The sequence below is a fragment of the Parabacteroides sp. AF39-10AC genome (genome assembly GCF_003635405.1).
Classification (GTDB): domain Bacteria; phylum Bacteroidota; class Bacteroidia; order Bacteroidales; family Tannerellaceae; genus Parabacteroides; species Parabacteroides distasonis.
Genome location: NZ_QTLP01000021.1, coordinates 55,599 through 73,102 on the forward strand (window position 1 = coordinate 55,599; position 17,504 = coordinate 73,102).

Annotated in this window: 17 protein-coding genes; 13 read left to right on the top strand and 4 right to left on the bottom strand. The window is 44.3% G+C overall.

The window, feature by feature from the left end; translation table 11 throughout:
* Window positions 1-18: 18 nt before the first annotated feature.
* The 3 genes from DW033_RS17430 to aldA all read left to right on the top strand — a co-directional run bounded on the left by DW033_RS17430 (window position 19) and on the right by aldA (window position 2,859).
* Window positions 19-390 (top strand): DUF4783 domain-containing protein, encoded by a 372-nt coding sequence (locus DW033_RS17430; protein WP_008780051.1) that lies wholly within the window; start codon window positions 19-21, stop codon window positions 388-390.
* Between the two features lie 3 nt (window positions 391-393).
* Complete coding sequence (nadC, locus tag DW033_RS17435) at window positions 394-1,233, top strand: carboxylating nicotinate-nucleotide diphosphorylase (RefSeq protein ID WP_005854425.1); 840 nt, start codon at window positions 394-396, stop codon at window positions 1,231-1,233.
* A gap of 189 nt (window positions 1,234-1,422) precedes the next feature.
* On the top strand, window positions 1,423-2,859 hold the full coding sequence (gene aldA / locus DW033_RS17440) for an aldehyde dehydrogenase (protein ID WP_122382975.1): 1,437 nt from the start codon (window positions 1,423-1,425) through the stop codon (window positions 2,857-2,859).
* A gap of 45 nt (window positions 2,860-2,904) precedes the next feature.
* On the opposite strand, the gene DW033_RS17445 is transcribed toward aldA, so the two are convergent.
* Window positions 2,905-4,665: a DNA polymerase III subunit gamma/tau gene (locus tag DW033_RS17445; protein WP_122382976.1), complete on the bottom strand. Its 1,761-nt coding sequence runs from the start codon at window positions 4,663-4,665 to the stop codon at window positions 2,905-2,907.
* 69 nt (window positions 4,666-4,734) lie between these two features.
* Between DW033_RS17445 and DW033_RS17450 the strand changes: the two genes are divergently transcribed.
* Both DW033_RS17450 and DW033_RS17455 read left to right on the top strand, forming a co-directional pair.
* Window positions 4,735-5,040, top strand: coding sequence for a septum formation initiator family protein (locus tag DW033_RS17450; RefSeq protein ID WP_005854418.1), 306 nt, complete (start codon window positions 4,735-4,737; stop codon window positions 5,038-5,040).
* Window positions 5,041-5,364: a hypothetical protein gene (locus DW033_RS17455; RefSeq protein ID WP_122382977.1), complete on the top strand. Its 324-nt coding sequence runs from the start codon at window positions 5,041-5,043 to the stop codon at window positions 5,362-5,364.
* A gap of 174 nt (window positions 5,365-5,538) precedes the next feature.
* On the opposite strand, the gene DW033_RS17460 is transcribed toward DW033_RS17455, so the two are convergent.
* Together DW033_RS17460 and DW033_RS17465 are read right to left on the bottom strand one after the other, a co-directional pair.
* Window positions 5,539-6,144 carry an OmpH family outer membrane protein gene (locus DW033_RS17460; protein WP_005854413.1) on the bottom strand — a complete coding sequence of 202 codons (606 nt, stop codon included), beginning with the start codon at window positions 6,142-6,144 and terminating at the stop codon, window positions 5,539-5,541.
* Between the two features lie 25 nt (window positions 6,145-6,169).
* Window positions 6,170-6,388, bottom strand: coding sequence for a hypothetical protein (locus DW033_RS17465; RefSeq protein WP_005854411.1), 219 nt, complete (start codon window positions 6,386-6,388; stop codon window positions 6,170-6,172).
* A gap of 147 nt (window positions 6,389-6,535) precedes the next feature.
* Here DW033_RS17465 and DW033_RS17470 point away from each other — a divergent pair, with 147 nt between their 5' ends.
* The 6 genes from DW033_RS17470 to DW033_RS17495 all read left to right on the top strand — a co-directional run bounded on the left by DW033_RS17470 (window position 6,536) and on the right by DW033_RS17495 (window position 15,108).
* Window positions 6,536-7,993, top strand: a complete 1,458-nt coding sequence (locus DW033_RS17470; protein WP_122382978.1) for an aminoacyl-histidine dipeptidase — start codon at window positions 6,536-6,538, stop codon at window positions 7,991-7,993.
* A gap of 150 nt (window positions 7,994-8,143) precedes the next feature.
* Window positions 8,144-9,631: a hypothetical protein gene (locus DW033_RS17475; protein ID WP_122382979.1), complete on the top strand. Its 1,488-nt coding sequence runs from the start codon at window positions 8,144-8,146 to the stop codon at window positions 9,629-9,631.
* A gap of 39 nt (window positions 9,632-9,670) precedes the next feature.
* The gene (locus tag DW033_RS17480; RefSeq protein WP_122382980.1) at window positions 9,671-10,717 is read left to right on the top strand and encodes an endonuclease/exonuclease/phosphatase family protein; all 1,047 of its coding nucleotides are present in this window, start codon (window positions 9,671-9,673) and stop codon (window positions 10,715-10,717) included.
* An 87-nt stretch (window positions 10,718-10,804) separates the two neighbouring features.
* Complete coding sequence (pdxH, locus tag DW033_RS17485; protein ID WP_122382981.1) at window positions 10,805-11,449, top strand: pyridoxamine 5'-phosphate oxidase; 645 nt, start codon at window positions 10,805-10,807, stop codon at window positions 11,447-11,449.
* A gap of 87 nt (window positions 11,450-11,536) precedes the next feature.
* Window positions 11,537-13,225 (top strand): M23 family metallopeptidase, encoded by a 1,689-nt coding sequence (locus DW033_RS17490; RefSeq protein WP_122382982.1) that lies wholly within the window; start codon window positions 11,537-11,539, stop codon window positions 13,223-13,225.
* A gap of 134 nt (window positions 13,226-13,359) precedes the next feature.
* Complete coding sequence (locus DW033_RS17495) at window positions 13,360-15,108, top strand: phospho-sugar mutase (protein WP_122382983.1); 1,749 nt, start codon at window positions 13,360-13,362, stop codon at window positions 15,106-15,108.
* Window positions 15,109-15,170: 62 nt separating this feature from the next.
* On the opposite strand, the gene cdd is transcribed toward DW033_RS17495, so the two are convergent.
* On the bottom strand, window positions 15,171-15,647 hold the full coding sequence (gene cdd / locus DW033_RS17500) for a cytidine deaminase (protein ID WP_005864357.1): 477 nt from the start codon (window positions 15,645-15,647) through the stop codon (window positions 15,171-15,173).
* 125 nt (window positions 15,648-15,772) lie between these two features.
* On the opposite strand from cdd, the gene DW033_RS17505 reads away from it, so the two are divergent.
* Together DW033_RS17505 and DW033_RS17510 are read left to right on the top strand one after the other, a co-directional pair.
* Complete coding sequence (locus tag DW033_RS17505) at window positions 15,773-16,504, top strand: bifunctional 2-polyprenyl-6-hydroxyphenol methylase/3-demethylubiquinol 3-O-methyltransferase UbiG (RefSeq protein ID WP_122382984.1); 732 nt, start codon at window positions 15,773-15,775, stop codon at window positions 16,502-16,504.
* A 73-nt stretch (window positions 16,505-16,577) separates the two neighbouring features.
* Window positions 16,578-17,486, top strand: a complete 909-nt coding sequence (locus tag DW033_RS17510) for a glucosaminidase domain-containing protein (RefSeq protein WP_122382985.1) — start codon at window positions 16,578-16,580, stop codon at window positions 17,484-17,486.
* Window positions 17,487-17,504 lie beyond the last annotated feature (18 nt).

Sequence of the window (17,504 nt, forward strand, 5' to 3'; positions counted from 1 at the left end):
ATAAAATAAAGAAAGCTTATGAAACGACTCTTACTTACATTCGCCTTGATATTCGCATTCGTATGTGCGCAGGCGGCGGATATTACCAGTATATCAAATGCTTTCAAGGCAGGAAATGCCTCCTCTCTATCCGGTGCTATGGATAAGGTGGTGGATGTAGCCTTGCCCGGTTCCTCTAAGAAATGTAACGGAAGTGAGGCCGTCTCTATGTTGTCCTCATTTTTCAGTTCGAATAAGCCTTCCGGATTCTCGGTCGTACATCATGCGGATAAAAAGGAAAGCGGTTTCCTTGTCGGAAAGCTTCCGACGTCTTCCGGTGAGTACCGTGTAAACATCACGTACCGTGCCGAAGGGAATACAGCGATTATACAATCAATCAGAATAGAATAAAAGATGGACAAACTTATTGACGACTTAATCAAATTAGCGTTTGCCGAGGATATTGGCGATGGTGATCATACCACCTTATGTTGCATCCCCGAGACAGCGATGGGGAAAAGCCAGCTGATCATCAAGGAAGATGGCGTATTGGCCGGCGTGGAAATGGCTAAACGTATCTTCCACGACTTCGATCCGGAACTGAAAATGACGGTCTTTATACAAGACGGAGCCGAAGTGAAAAAAGGGGATATAGCGTTCGTGGTGGAAGGTAAGATCCAATCCTTATTGCAGACCGAGCGGTTGATGCTGAACGTTATGCAACGCATGAGCGGTATCGCTACTACGACTCGTAAATACGCCAAGGCGTTAGAAGGCACCAAGACACACGTTCTAGATACTCGCAAGACAACTCCCGGTATGCGTATGATCGAGAAAGAGGCCGTACGTATCGGTGGCGGCATGAACCATCGCATCGGTTTGTTCGATATGATCTTATTGAAAGATAATCATGTGGATTTCGCCGGCGGCATCGAGCAAGCGATCACACGTGCGCAAAACTATCTGAAAGAGAAAGGAAAGAGCCTAAAGATCGAGATCGAGGTTCGTAACTTCGACGAGTTGGAACAAGCCATGAAAGTAGGCGGTATCGATCGTATCATGTTGGATAATTTCAATATCGAGAATACAAAAGAAGCGGTTCGCCGCATCAACGGACGTTTCGAGGTAGAGTCTTCCGGCGGTATCACGTTCGACACATTACGTGATTACGCGGAATGTGGCGTAGACTTCATCTCCGTAGGGGCTTTGACTCACTCCGTGAAGAGCTTGGATATGAGCTTCAAAGCCTGCTAAAACGAAAAACGATCATTCTATAAAAAAACAGCCTTGAGAAGATCAACTTCTTGAGGCTGTTTTTCTATATCTACCCTATTATCTTGATTCACTATCATTTCTGATAGAACTATTATCATTTTTAAAACATTGCCATTCCTTCCTTTCCCGTACTTTTAAGAACAAATTATTCAACCTAAAAATAGTATCATGAAAGAATTGAAAATGTTTATAGATGGCAGATTCATTGAGAATGAGTCTGGGAAATGGATCAAGGTATTGAATCCTTCTACCGAAGAGGTTATTTCACTGATGCCCGACGGGACGGTTGAAGATGCCAGAAAAGCAATCGATGCCGCAGAGAAAGCGCAGAATCAATGGGAAAGAACACCCTCTATAGAAAGGGCGGCTTATCTGACAAAGATAGCGGCAGGCATCCGTAAGAGAGAGAAGGAACTGACCGACATCATCGTCCGTGAAGGAGGCAAAACCCAAGGACTCGCCAATGTTGAAGTTCTTTTTACCGCGGATTATATGGATTACATGGCAGGCTGGGCCCGTCGGTACGAAGGGGAAATCATTCCCAGTGACCGCCCTCATGAAAACATTTTCTTATTTAAGAGACCGATTGGAGTAACGACAGGTATCCTACCTTGGAATTTCCCATTCTTTCTAGTCGCTCGTAAAGCCGCTCCGGCCTTGATCACCGGAAATACGATCGTGATAAAACCTAGCCAGCTTACGCCAGAGAACGCATACGTATTCGCACAGATCGTGGAGGAGGCAGGTTTGCCTGCCGGCGTTTTCAATCTGGTAAATGGACGGGGTAGCGTGATTGGGCATGAACTCGCGGCGAATCCGAAAGTAGGTATGGTTAGTCTGACAGGAAGCGTGGGAGCCGGACAACAAACCATGTCCGCTGCCGCTCCTAATATCACGAAAGTATCTCTGGAGTTAGGAGGTAAAGCCCCGGCTATCGTGATGAAGGACGCAGATATCGATCTTGCTGTTAAGTCTATTATTGCCTCTCGTGTGATCAATACCGGACAGGTATGTAATTGTGCCGAACGGGTTTATGTAGACAAAGCGATAAAAGAGACCTTCATGGAAAAACTAGTCGCCGGCATGAAGCAGGTAAAAGTAGGAAACCCCAATGAGGTCGCGGATCTGGATATGGGACCGCTTATTGAAGCCAGCGCGTTGGAGTCTATGGAGAAAAAAGTAGAGAGAGCGATCCAGCAAGGTGCTAGGCTACTGTGTGGCGGGCATAGGATCGGTACAAAAGGATATTTCTTCGAACCGACCGTTTTGGATTGTGTTACACAGAAAATGGATATCATACAAGAAGAGACTTTTGGCCCCATACTGCCGGTTGTCGAATATTCAGATATCAACGACGCTATCGCATGGGCGAATGATTGCGAATATGGATTGACATCTTCCGTATATACACAAAACTTGGATAATGCATTCAAGGTAATGCGTTCCTTAAAATTCGGGGAGACTTATATTAACCGTGAGAATTTTGAGGCTATGCAAGGCTTCCATGCGGGATGGCGTAAATCCGGAATCGGTGGCGCGGATGGAAAACATGGACTTGAGGAGTATTTGCAAACTCAAGTGGTTTATCTTGAGACAAAGGAATAAAAAATAAGACTAAAGATCCCTTCTTGGGATCTTTAGCATATCTACTTAATCTAACGTCAAATTAAACTCATCCCTCAAACGGCCCAAGGTAGGATTTATCTTCATCAGCAACTCTAGCTTTTCCGTGGATGTATAAGCCAAATGCTTCTCATTTCCCTCTACGATCCGGACACGCATCTGGATACGGCTATTAGTAAGATGCTGGCGGAGAAATGGCAGGATATGGATCGCGTTATTGATCAATTCCTCTTGCTGCCCCGGGTTATGTACGGCTACCTCGAAATAATAATTCTCTTGCAAGGTAGGCTTGCAATTGATCATCGTATTCTTAAGATACACTTTCTTGTCAATCGTTGCGGCGTAATTATCCCATTCACGAACCAAGGAATCATTGTCAAAGGGAGTTACTACCTCCTTTACGTTCGTTGTCGCTTGTTGAACGGTTTGTTGCTTAGGCTTCTCCACTCCGATCTCCTTCATGGAGATTCCCATCGGACGAGCCGTTCTACGAACCGGATTAGGCGCTGTAGACGGAGGTGGCGCAGGAACCGAGCTCGGCATGTGCGTACTCATAACTTGTGGAGCACCGGCCGCTGCCGTAACTGAAGGAACTTGAGGCGGCTGTTGAGGCTTCCCGCTATTCACCGCTTGAGAAGACGGATTCGTCCCGGCGATCGGCTCAATTAACGCTTTTTTTTTATCGTCGGCGGCCACCTGTGTTAATTGACAGAGCTGAATCAACGTCAATTCCAATAAAAGACGCTTATTGCGGCTGGCACGATAATTCAAATCGCACGTATTCGCCAGCTCTATCGCCTTGAACAGAAGTTGATCCGGACAACGTTTCGCCATCTCCTTATATCGTTCCCGTATAGAAGCACCCACCTCGAATAGCACCAAGGTGGACTCATCCCGACATACCAATAAATCCCGGAAATGCCCGGCCAAACCGGTTATGATATTCTGCCCGTCGAATCCTTTGCCTAATATCTCGTTCAAGATCAATAAAGATGCCCGCACATTGCCGGATAAGATCGCATCCGTCAGACGAAAATAATACTCATAATCCAGCACGTTCAAGTTATCGATAACCGCTTGATACGTAATATTGCCATTCGTGAAACTTACCACTTGGTCAAAGATAGACAAAGCGTCGCGCATACCTCCATCCGCTTTCTGGGCGATCACGTTCAAGGCTTCCGGTTCCGCTGTTACCCCCTCCTGCGAAGAGACATATTGCAGATGTTCCACCATGTCGGCGATGGATATACGGGAGAAATCATAGATCTGACAACGAGAAAGGATCGTGGGAAGCACCTTATGCTTCTCGGTCGTAGCCAAGATAAAGAGAGCATGATGCGGAGGTTCCTCCAATGTCTTCAAGAACGCGTTGAAAGCGGCGGTCGTCAACATATGGACCTCGTCAATAATGAAGACTTTGTATTTACCGATTGGAGGCGGGATACGCACTTGGTCAATCAAGGTACGAATATCGTCCACCGAGTTGTTGGAAGCTGCGTCCAGCTCATGGATGTTATAAGAACGCTGTTCGTTAAACGCCCGGCAGGACTCGCACGCATTACAAGCCTCGCCATCCGCCGTCGGATTCAAGCAATTGATCGTCTTCGCAAAGATACGGGCACACGAGGTCTTTCCTACTCCACGAGGACCGCAAAACAGGTAAGCATGCGCTAATTTGTTACTTTGTATCGCGTTTTTCAGCGTAGTGGTAAGAGACTTCTGCCCTACTACACTCCGAAAAGTGGACGGGCGATATTTTCTTGCCGATACAATATAATTATCCATTCTCTGCTTTTTATTGATAAGACAAAGATAAACAAAATAATTCATTATCTTCGCGAAAACGATGTTCCGATGTCACGCATAAAAGAGTTTTACATAAAGTATCTATCGTGGATCAACGCTTATTGGTTGGTTACCATCGTGTTCCTTATCGTCACCTTTACGGTGGGCGATAGCAGCCTGTATAAACGCTATACGTACGACGAGAAAATACGCGGCTTGGAGAAAGAGATCAAACATTACCAAAAGGAGATCGAAATCAACAGCAAGAAATTAAACGACCTTCATACGGACAAGGAGGGACTGGAACGTTTCGCCCGTGAAGAGTATTTTATGAAAAGGTCGAACGAGGATGTTTTTATTATCAAGGACAAATAAATGAATCAACAAATCAGATCGATTATTTTCGGCGTAGCGGGATTACTCGTATTAGCCGGTGCCGTATTGTTTCTTACTCATTGGGCTGTCACCCCTTATTTATTCGCTGTCGGTGCAGCGGGTATAGCCGTTTGCTATCTGACCCTTCCGGTTAAGGACTTGGACTTTCGTCGCCGTCGGCTCCACCGTTTCAACGTATTCGCCGGACTTCTAATGATCGTATCTTCCGGCTTTATGTTCAACAACCGTACCGAGTGGATCCTTTGCTTGAGCGTAGCCGCTATCTTACAAGTATATACCGCTTTCGTTACTCCTAAAGAGTAATTGGCCGCAAAACGCAGTCTCGACCGATGAATATATACTGACCAGGCCAACGCAGTATATATTACTTTGCAGATACAGTATATCTTCTATAAAATCCCCGGTAAGTACCGTTAAAAAAGGGTGTATCAAACGTTCCTTTGATACACCCTTTCTTTTATAAATTCTATTAATAGCTTACTTGGCCGGAGAGGAATAATTCTTATTCAAGTATTCCAGCAATTCGCCTGTGATATCATAGGAATCGCCAGCCAAAAGGATATTATCTCCTACCGTATTGCTGAATACCACTTGATAGCCCCTACCCAGATTGAAAGCCTTCAATTGAGAAACAACCGTATCGCGTAATTGCTCGTTCAACTTCTGCTGCTCTTGCATCAACTCTTGAGCCAATTGGTTATCTAAGTTCTGCAACTCTTGTTGCTTATTCAATAAACGTTGTTGCTCTTGCTCCGCCCTCTCACGGGTAAGGAAAGCGTTATTTTCTACCTTACGCTGGAAATCTTGCATCTCGCCTTGTAAACTACGGGCTTTCTGGGTGATGTTAGCACGGGAATTCTCTTGTTTCTTCAAGATGATCTCGTTCAGATCCTTGGAATAATTGTAATTAAGTAACAGGGAATCCACATTTACATAAGCGATCGGAAGTAAGGCCGTTGTGTCTCCCGCTGACGCAAATGTTCTTGTTACGCTTGATTCTTTCTTGCCGGAAAATTGCATAATATACAAGATTACGACAGCCACCGCTAGCACACCGTTAATAACGTAGTTAATGTTCTTCATAAAGTGCAATTTAAATCTTATTTTTTTATTCTTTTATTTCGTTCATGATGTCATAGAGCCCCTTTTGCTTAACCGCCATACGATCCATGGTCTTCGCGCAAAATATACCTTTCTTACCCAACGCCCTGTTTCCTTCGATATGCGTATTCGGGAACCTTCCTCCCTTTTTCAACAGCACTTTTATCGATAGCAACACGACGCTGATAACAAGAATTATGACCGTAAATAATAACGTTGTAAGCATTTTCTCTATATTTGTGGACGCAAATATAAGAGTTTAAGTGATTACTAAGTGTCTTTTTGGCATTTTATTCTACTTTTTTTCGAACTAAGCTCTTTCAGTTGCGGTTTTATTAACTTTAGAGTAACATCTATAATACATTGTAACATTATGAAGATTACTGATTTAAAGCCTACTATCGTATGGAAGTTCTTCCATCAAGTAACCCAAGTGCCTCGCCCCTCAAAAAAGGAAGGCAAAATGATTGAATTCCTAGAATCATTCGCGAAAGAGTACAAAATAGCTATCAAGAAAGATGAAGCCGGCAACCTTTTAATGTCAAAGCCTGCCACTCCGGGAATGGAGGATCGTCCGGTAGTCGTATTGCAGTCTCACATGGATATGGTTTGCGAGAAAAATAACGGTACGAAACACGATTTCGACAATGATCCGATCGAGACGATCGTCGACGGCGAATGGCTGCGTGCCAACGGCACTACTTTGGGAGCCGATAATGGTATCGGTGTAGCGGCCGAGTTGGCTTTGCTTGCCTCCGATGATATCCAACACGGTCCGATCGAATGTTTGTTCACGGTAGACGAAGAAACAGGTTTGACTGGAGCGAAAGCCTTGAAAGAAGGTTTCATGACCGGAGATATCTTGTTAAATCTCGATAGCGAGGACGAGGGAGAGATCTTTATGGGTTGCGCCGGAGGTAAAGACACACAAGCGACTTTCCATTACGAGCCAGTTCCTACGTCCGATAAGATGCAGTATTTCCGTTTCGACGTGAAAGGGCTGAATGGCGGTCACTCCGGTGGCGAGATCCACAAAGGATTAGGCAATGCCAACAAGATCTTGGTTCGTTTCTTATTCTTATTGAAAAAGAAATATGATTTCGTTCTTTGCTCTATCGATGGAGGAAACTTACGTAACGCAATCGCTCGCGAGGCACACGCCGTGATCGGCTTGCATCCGGAAAATAAGGAGGATGTACGTATCTTGCTGAACCATTTCGCCGCCGACGTTGAAAATGAGTTGAAACATGTAGATCCGAACGTTCAGTTAGCGATGGAGTCCACGGATCGTCCGGAGTATCATATCGACAATGCCACCGCCGAGAAATTAATCTACGCCTTGCACGCTTGTCCGCACGGCGTAATCGGTATGAGCCACGATATAGAAGGCTTGGTAGAGACTTCTACCAACCTTGCTTCCATAAAGATGAAAGAAGGCAATACGATCTTGATCGGTACCAGCCAGCGTAGCTCTATCGAATCATGCAAGATCGCTATCGCCAATACGGTAGCCTCCACGTTCCTATTGGCTGGAGCAGATGTAAAACATGGCGACGGCTATCCGGGATGGGCCCCGAACCCCGACTCTAAGATCTTGAAGATCGCACAGGAGACTTACAAACGCCTATTCAACAAAGACGCCAAGATCATGGCCATCCACGCCGGATTAGAGTGCGGTTTGTTCTTGGAAAAATATCCGAAACTGGATATGATCTCTTTCGGGCCTACTTTGCGTGACGTACATTCACCCAACGAGCGTATCGAGATCGCTACGGTCGGTTTATGGTGGAGCCACCTTCTTGAATTATTAAAGAGCATCCCCGCAAAATAAACCAACGTTTTTTGCGTTATAAGAAGAGGAAAGACACGATAACCGTGTCTATCCTCTTTTTTTATGTTAATGTCTTGCAACTTTTTTATGATAATTTTGTTTATCTATTGAAACAAGAACACAAGATATTTACAGTTAACATTTACGAAAATGAAAAGATTAACGATAACGCTATTTATACTCGCGACGCTTCTGTTGAACATGCTTCCGGCATGCGACGGTTTGGATGATCATTATTCCACCAACCCGACTTACCGGCTAAGCTTCTCGACAGACACGCTCGCTTTTGACACGATCTTCAGTACGATCGGTTCTACCACTCGTCAATTTATGATCTACAATAAAAATAGTGAACCTCTGAGCATTGAGTCCATCATGCTGGCCAGTGGAGAGGCTACCGGCTTCCGCATGAATGTGGATGGACGCAAAGGTAGCTCATTTAATAATGTAGGGATACTCGCCAACGACAGCATGTATGTATTCGTGGAAGTAACGGTCGATCCGAATGGGGGCAATCAACCTCTGTTGATACAGGATTCCGTACTTTTCACCGTGAATGGCATCCGTCAATCCGTATTATTGGAAGCCTATGGGCAGGATGTTAATCTTTACAAAGGCGGTGTTACGATTACAAAAGATTCTATCCTCACGGCTAATCGTCCTTATTTGATCTACGATAGTTTGGTTATCGCTAAAGGGGTTTCATTGAATATCGAGAAGGGGGCTACTTTCTATATGCATGATAAAGCGAGCCTGATCGTTCACGGCTCCATGAACGCTTTAGGCACCTTGGATGAGCCTATCACTTTCCGAGGCGACCGTTTGGATTATATACTAAATGATATATTACCGTATGACCGGACTCCCGGACAATGGGGAGGCATTACCTTTAAGGCGGATAGCTACGGGAATGTCTGGGATAATGTAATCGTACGTAATGGTACCTCCGGTGTATATTGCGAGCCTTCCACCCCGGACCGGCCAAAGATCAAGATAAACAACTCACAGATCACGAATATGGGGAGCGATCTATTCTTCGCCATCAATTGTGATGTTATCGCTACAAATACGGAATTCAGCAATGCCGGAGGAAGTGTACTCACTTTAGTCGGTGGTAAATATTACTTCGCTCACTGTACGATGGCTAATTACATGAGTTTAACCAAAAGGGAAATGGCCAGCGAGACTGTTCCTTTGGATAGTAAATGCCTGTACTTGCTCAATAACGTAACAGTAGACGGAAATGGCCCGTATCCTATCACGCAAGCTTATTTTGACAATTGCACTATCGATGGAAGTTACGATGTCGAATTAAAAGCAGATGGCAGTACAGATTTCGATTATCGGCTCAATCACTGTGCGCTTAAAGCCAAAGAATCCTCCAGCGATCACTTCAAGGAGGTCTTGTTTATCAAAAAGACTCCTTCCTATCGGAAAGTAGGAGGCAAGCAAAATAAATACACCTATGATTTCCGGCCAGATTCCGTATCGACTACCGGAGTCGGAAAAGCAGATCCCGAGATAACGAAGAATTATCCGATCGATCGTTACGGTGTCAACCGGCTAACCAGTTCGAACGGCCCGACCATAGGAGCCTACGAGTTTGTTCAGGAAGAGACCGAAGATTCAAACGAATAAGAATACATTACATATTAACAATTAATCAAAGCTTTAACTATGAAGATTTTTATGTTTTTTCTTTTATTCTTTGCCTCCCCTCCGTTATTTGCCCAAGCTACGTTCAAGGTCATGACCTATAATGTGGAGAACTTTTTCGACACAAGGGATAATCCAACCAAGAATGACGATGAATTTCTACCTTCCGGCAACCGGTACTGGACACAAAGCCGCTACTATCATAAGCTACAACAAATAGCGAAAGTAATAAGCGCTGCCGGGGAATGGAGCACACCGGCCTTAATAGCTCTTTGCGAAGTCGAGAATGACTCCGTCCTGTCTCATCTTACCCGTCGCACACCGCTCCGCTGGCAGGATTACCGATATATTATCACTCAAAGCCCCGATCCCAGAGGTATTAATGTCGCTCTTCTTTATCAACGAGATCAATTCTTTTATTTACGACATGAATCCATTCCAATTCGTTTCTCCGGGAACAAACACAAATTAACCCGAGATATCCTACACGTATATGGAAAGATCATAACAGGCGATACCTTAGATGTTTTCGTGTGTCATTTCCCCTCCCGCTACGGAGGAGAAAAAGAAAGTGAAAAGGATCGTTTTGACGCGGCCCGCACTTTACGGGGATCTAGCGATTCCCTGTTACTGATACGAGAAAAGCCGCAGATACTCATTATGGGAGACTTCAATGATACCCCTCAAGACAGAAGTATTTCCGAGATATTCGCTGCCCAAGCCTTTCCTGAAAATACGCAGATCACAGATTCCACATCTTGTACCTATTATAATTTGTTCGCAAGCCCCCATATAACTCAATTCCCGGGTAGTCATAAATACCAAGGCGAATGGAGCCAACTCGATCAAATAATCGTAAACCGGGATCTCATCACGCAAGAGTCTTCCATGCATATCATTCCGGAAAGCATCCACATATTCGCTCCTGATTTTTTATTGACTAAGGATAAAACATGGCGGGGGGTACGTCCTTTTCGAACCTATTACGGCTTTAAATATGAGGGCGGTTTTAGTGACCATTTACCATTAACAGCCGATTTCCTAATACGTTCTCAGATCAAACGCTGAAAGGAAAACCTTGAAACCTTTTTTCCGATCTCTTGTTATCCTATTAAAGAAGAAAAGCTATGTAGTCAACAAGCAAACAGAACACATATGGAAATAAATCTCGCCTCAATCCGGCAAGAATACACAAAAGGAGGATTAAGGGAAAGCGAACTTCCGGATAACCCATTCTTGCTTTTCAGTCAATGGTTACAAGAGGCTATAGACAGCAAAGTAGATGAACCCACGGCCATGCTAGTAGGGACCGTATCTCCAGAAGGCAAACCTTCCACCCGTACCGTCTTATTAAAGGACCTGCATGATGATAAGTTTATTTTCTACTCCAACTACGAAAGCCGAAAAGGCAGGCAACTGGCACAAAACCCGGCAATCTCTCTTTCGTTTGTATGGCATCAATTAGAAAGGCAGGTACATATCGAAGGTACGGCTGAAAAAGTCCCCCCGGATGAATCGGATCAATATTTCAAAAAACGCCCGTATAAAAGCCGGATCGGAGCTCGTATATCCCCACAAAGTCAACCCATCGGCAGCCGTATGCAACTTATACGAGCTTTCATTAGAGAGGTAGCTCGTTGGATTGGAAAAGAAGTGGAGCGTCCGGCTCACTGGGGCGGGTATGCCGTCATTCCCGAACGTATCGAGTTCTGGCAAGGTAGGCCCAACCGGCTTCATGATCGCATAGTATATACCCTTCAACCGGACGGCCATTGGAAAAAAGAAAGGCTCGCCCCATGAAATCAGGTACAAGTCCGATACCAAAGGATAAGAGATAGATAATTCATCGAAAACGATTATCTTTGTCTGTCAAAATACGTAATACCTATGAATATTAGATCCATATATCTAGCCGGTCTATTCGCGATCATCGGCTCCCACATAATCAACACAAACGCCCAGCAACTTAGGAATCCTTTCGATTTCCCGATCTTACTGAGCGGAAACTTCGGTGAGTTAAGAAGTAATCATTTCCATTCCGGAATAGACTTCAAGACACAAGGGGTAGAAGGTAAACCCGTACATACGGTACAAGAAGGATACGTATCACGTATATCCGTAAGTCCATGGGGCTACGGTAACGGGCTTTACATCACACACCCGGATGGAACGACCACCGTATACGGCCATCTACAAAAATTCTCGAAGAAAATAGCGAATTATGTAAAAGAGCAACAATACGCACAAGAAAGTTTCAATGTAAATCTCTTCCTTACGCCGGATTTGCTTCCTGTCGAGAAAAATGAAGTCGTAGCGTTAAGCGGCAATACCGGAAGCTCTGGTGGACCTCATCTCCATTTTGAGGTACGAGACACCGATACCGAGGAAGTCATGGACCCCTTGGATTATTTCTCGGATCGGATAACCGATACCCGTCCTCCTAAAATCCAAGGAATACAGATCGTCCCCATCGAAGGAAAAGGCGTAGTAAACGGCAAAAGCAAGAAGCTTGAGATAAAACCCGTCACGGCGAAAAACGGGAAACAGACAATCACTGGAAAAATCGAGGCATGGGGAGAAATAGGGTTCGCTGTAAAAGCCTATGATTATATGGATAATACGACTAACATTTATGGCGTACGAGAAATCACGCTCACGGCAGACAGCCAAGTGATTTTCCATAGTAATCTCGATAAGTTCGCATTTGACGAGACCCGTTATCTGAACACATTCACAGATTACGAAGAATGGAAAGATCATCGCTCTTTCTATATGCGTAGTTTCATCGAGCCGGGAAACCGTCTACGCTTCCTTGAAAGCCTAAACCGGGGAATCTTGCGTATAGATGAACCTCGTACCTATCATTTGACGTATACACTTGCTGACGCTTTCGGCAATGCCACCCGTTTATCCATCTGGATCGAGGGAAAGAAACAAGAGATCCCCCAGATCGATACGACTCATACAGAATTATTCCATTGGGGTAGCGAGAATAGGTTCGGCGCTAAAGGCATCCGTCTCGTCATGCCTAAAGGTAATCTATATAATGACCTCTACTTCCGCTATTCGGTGAAAGAAGATAGTACCTCATTATCAGCCACCCACATATTGCACGATAAGCCAATCCCTTTGCATGGAACGGCCCAGTTATCACTATTCTTGCAAAGCGATACGCTTGAGAATAAACAACAATATGGTGTGGTTCGCTTACAAAACGGACGTGCCTCTTGGATGGGCGGTACATACCGTAATGGCTGGATCGACGCAAATATCAAGGAATTGGGCAGTTATAAGATACAACAAGATACAAAGGCTCCGGTTATCACGCCGATCAACCAACAGACGTGGATCAGCAAACAGAACTTCATATTCCGTTTGTCCGATAACTTAAGCGGGGTACAAACCTACCGGGGAGAAATAGACGGGCAGTTTGTCTTATTCGAGATGAATAATAAATCGGTTATTACCTATCGCTTCGATAAAGAGAGGTTGCAAAGAGGCAAGCATGAACTTGAATTAATCGTAACGGATGCTTGCGGAAATGAGTCGATTTATACACATCCGTTTACTTGGTAGGACGATTTATCGTATTTTTTAGGCAAAATATAAGTCCTTTGATTGCTTTACTTTAAGAAATTCGTATATTTGTTTCTTGTATATTTATCGTATTGAGTAGATTGCTCAACAATAAACACAATAATATTATAAACATGGAAAACAACGACTTATTAGAAATGGTAAGAAGTAAGGCACAAGGATGGCTTACGAAAAGTTATGATGCGGAAACTCGTGCTCAAGTTCAAGCGTTACTTGACAACGAAGATCCTACTGAGTTAATCGAGTGTTTTTATAAAGACCTAGAATTCGGAACAGGTGGATTGCGCGGAATCATGGGGGTAGGTTCAAATCGTATGAATATATATACGGTTGGTGCGGCCACCCAAGGTTTATCCAACTATCTGAAAAAGGAATTCGCGGATTTAGAACAGATAAAGGTTGTCATCGGCCACGATTGCCGTAACAACAGCCGTAAGTTCGCGGAAATATCAGCCGATATCTTCTCCGCTAACGGTATCAAGGTTTATTTATTCGAAGACCTGCGTCCGACTCCGGAAATGTCATTCGCTATCCGTAAACAGGGATGCCAGAGCGGTATCATCTTGACGGCTTCTCACAATCCGAAAGAATACAACGGATACAAGGCTTATTGGGATGATGGCGCACAAATGATCGCCCCGCACGATAAGAATACGATCGCCGAGGTTAACAAGATCCGTAACGCTAGCGAGATTAAATTCAAAGGAAATAAAGAATTGATCGAGATCATCGGACAAGCGATCGATGATGAATATATCAAGGAATTAACAACGATTTCTTTGTCTCCGGAGGCTATTTCCCGCCATAAGGATATGAAGATCGTATACACTCCGATCCACGGAACTGGTGTTAAATTGGTTCCTGCCGCTTTGAAAGCTTACGGATTCACGAACATTATCCATGTACCGGAACAAGATGTTGTTAGCGGTGATTTCCCGACGGTTATCTCTCCGAACCCGGAAGAGCCGGCTGCTTTAGCTATGGCTGTAGAGAAAGCAAAAGAGACTGACGCTGAATTGGTAATGGCTTCCGATCCGGACGCAGACCGTGTAGGTGCCGCCGTTAAGAATAACGAAGGCGAATGGGTACTTTTGAATGGTAACCAAACCGCTTTGATGTTCGTTTACTATTTAATCACTCGCTGGAAAGAGTTAGGTAAGATCAATGGTAAAGAATATATCGTAAAGACAATCGTTACGACAGAGACGATCAAGACAATCGCCGAGCGTAATGGCGTAGAAATGTACGATGTTTATACAGGCTTCAAATGGATCGCTAACGTTATGCGTGAGAACGAAGGCAAGAAAAACTATATTGGTGGTGGCGAGGAAAGCTACGGATTCCTTTGCGAGGATTTCGTCCGCGATAAAGACGCTGTTTCCGCTTGCGTTATCTTAGCCGAGATCGCAGCTTGGGCAAAAGATCAAGGTTTGAGTTTGTATCAATTGCTTCAGAAGATTTACGTGGAATACGGCTTCTCTAAGGAGAAAGGTATCTCTGTCGTGAAGAAAGGCAAGAGTGGAGCGGAGGAGATCGAGGCTATGATGAAAAAGTTCCGTGAGAACCCGTTGACAGAGATCGCAGGCTCTAAGGTAACTTATTTCTACGATTACTCTACATTGAAAGGTAAGGACTATGCGGAGAACGAAACCGTTACATTAGATATGCCTACTACCTCTAATGTGCTTCAATACTTCACGGAAGATAATACAAAAGTATCTATCCGTCCTTCCGGAACAGAACCGAAGATCAAATTCTATTGCGAGGTTCACTCCAAGGTAAAGAGTATCGATGAATTGCCGGAGGCAGAGAAAGCGGCAGAAGAAAAGATCAATCAGATCAAGGCTTCTTTAGGGATCTAATCGAACTTAATTATTACATATAGAGGCAAGGGCGAGAATCGTTCTTGCCTCTTTTTATTCTATCAGATCAAATCAGACTTACTGAAACAAAACGGCAACAAGGCCGTTGCGCTCGGAACGAGATACGCTTCCTCTTTTCCACAAAGAAGGACTTTCATAGGTTTGTTATAACGTTGCTCGGTTTCCAACATCACTTGCCGGCAGGCACCACAAGGCGTGATAAGATCCACACGTTCCCCATCCTTCATAGCCGCGATCGCCAAAATCTGAACTGCCGCATCCGGATAACGTGCTCCCGCATAAAATAAGGTGGTCCGCTCCGCGCAAAGCCCAGACGGATAGGCTGCGTTTTCCTGATTATTTCCGGAAAGTATCTCCCCATTCTCCAATAGAACCGCCGCTCCCACATGAAACTTGGAATAAGGAGCATAAGCTTTTTTCGAGGCTTCAAAAGCGGCCTCGTACAATTGCCTATATATATTGTCCAATTCTCCTACCGCATAGACCTCTACCCGGGTCTCTAATTTCAATTCTTTCATTTTCTTGATTGTTTTAATGTTTTGAAAGAAACATAACTATAATTCTTATAGGCTATAAATATAAAAAGAATATATTAATTTCGCACCCACATCATAGAATATACCTTAATATAGAACAAAGACATATGCATTCAATGCTTCTTACATCCGATAAAGACCCGATGGGCGCCGCTATCATCGATTATCTCGCACATGGAAAAGCGAGCAAACTCCGTGTATTCTCCTCCATGTTCGATGAAGATGAGATTCCCGTGAATCAATTATTCCGGACTTTCCAAGAAATGCCCTCCTTGGAACAGAAAGCCCTTCAACTCAGTACAGGTAAAATATTGGATGTTGGTGCCGGAAGTGGATGCCACACCTTGGCTTTACAGGAAATGGGTAAAGAGGTTACCGCTATCGACATATCCCCTCTTTCCATAGAGGCCATGAACAAACGGGGTGTAAAAGACGCCCGCTTACAGAATTTTTTTGACAGGAGCTTAACCGGACCATTCGATACCATTCTTCTCTTAATGAACGGTTCCGGGATTATCGGTAAACTGGAAAATCTCCCGGCTTTCTTTCACCGCTTAAAAGAAGTTCTAGCCCTGGACGGACAGCTTTTACTTGACTCTAGCGACTTAAGTTATTTATTTGAAGATGAAGACGGGAATCTGGATATCGCCCCCGAGGATGATTATTTCGGAGAGATCGATTTCCGTATGCAATATAAAAGTATCAAAGGGGATTCATTTGATTGGTTATATATAGATTTCAACACGCTGAATCTATACGCAAGGCAAGCCGGCTTTAAAGCGGAAAAAATAGAAGATGGGGAGCATTACGATTATCTAGCCCGTATCTCCTATTTTTAACCCATCAATTCCCGGTAGATATGTATTTTCTTTTATATATTTGTCCGGTAAAATCGGATCGAAAAGAACAGTTATGCGTTTATCCCTTCATTTTTTAGGTATATTATTATTGTCCCTCGTCTGTTTAAGCGCAGGGGCGGAAAGCCAGCGGAAGCTGACTTCCTATCAAAAATACATCAGTAAATACAGTGATTTGGCGATTCAACACCAAAAGAAATATCGCATTCCGGCAAGTATCACCTTAGCGCAAGGATTACTGGAATCCGGAGCTGGGCAAAGCGACTTGGCCAGACGCTCCAACAATCACTTCGGTATCAAATGCCATTCGGACTGGCGAGGCGGCAGGGTCTATCACGACGACGACCTGCGGGGAGAGTGCTTCCGGAAATACAAACGAGTAGAGGATTCTTATGATGACCATTCCCGCTTCCTCGCCGAACGCTCCCGCTACGAACGCCTGTTCAAATTAAACATCAAGGATTACAAAGGCTGGGCCAAAGGACTACAAAAATGCGGTTACGCCACCGATCGTGCTTACGCGAATAAATTAATCAAGGTTATCGAAGATTATGAGTTATACCGCTTTGACTCCGGTAAGGGAACAAAGAAGACCTCTACCAAGAAGCAAAATCTTCCGGTGTTCAATTATCAAGTCTATCGTACCCACGGTTTGATCTATGTATACGCTAAGGATAACGACAGTTTCGACCAGATCGCCCGAAGCATGGGATTCAAGGCCAAGCAGTTGATGAAATTCAACGAGGTGCCCGAGGACTTCCCGTTGCAGGAAGGCGATATCGTATATCTGGAAAAGAAAAAGAAGAAAGCGGACAAGCCGAATTACGACCACGTGGTACAAGTCGGAGAGTCTATGCACAGTATCGCACAGATGTACGGAATCCAGATCAAGAGTCTGTATAAAATGAATAAAAAAGACAAAGATTACATCCCGGAGGAAGGAGATGTCTTAAAACTTAGATAAGTAACATAAAAAAGTATT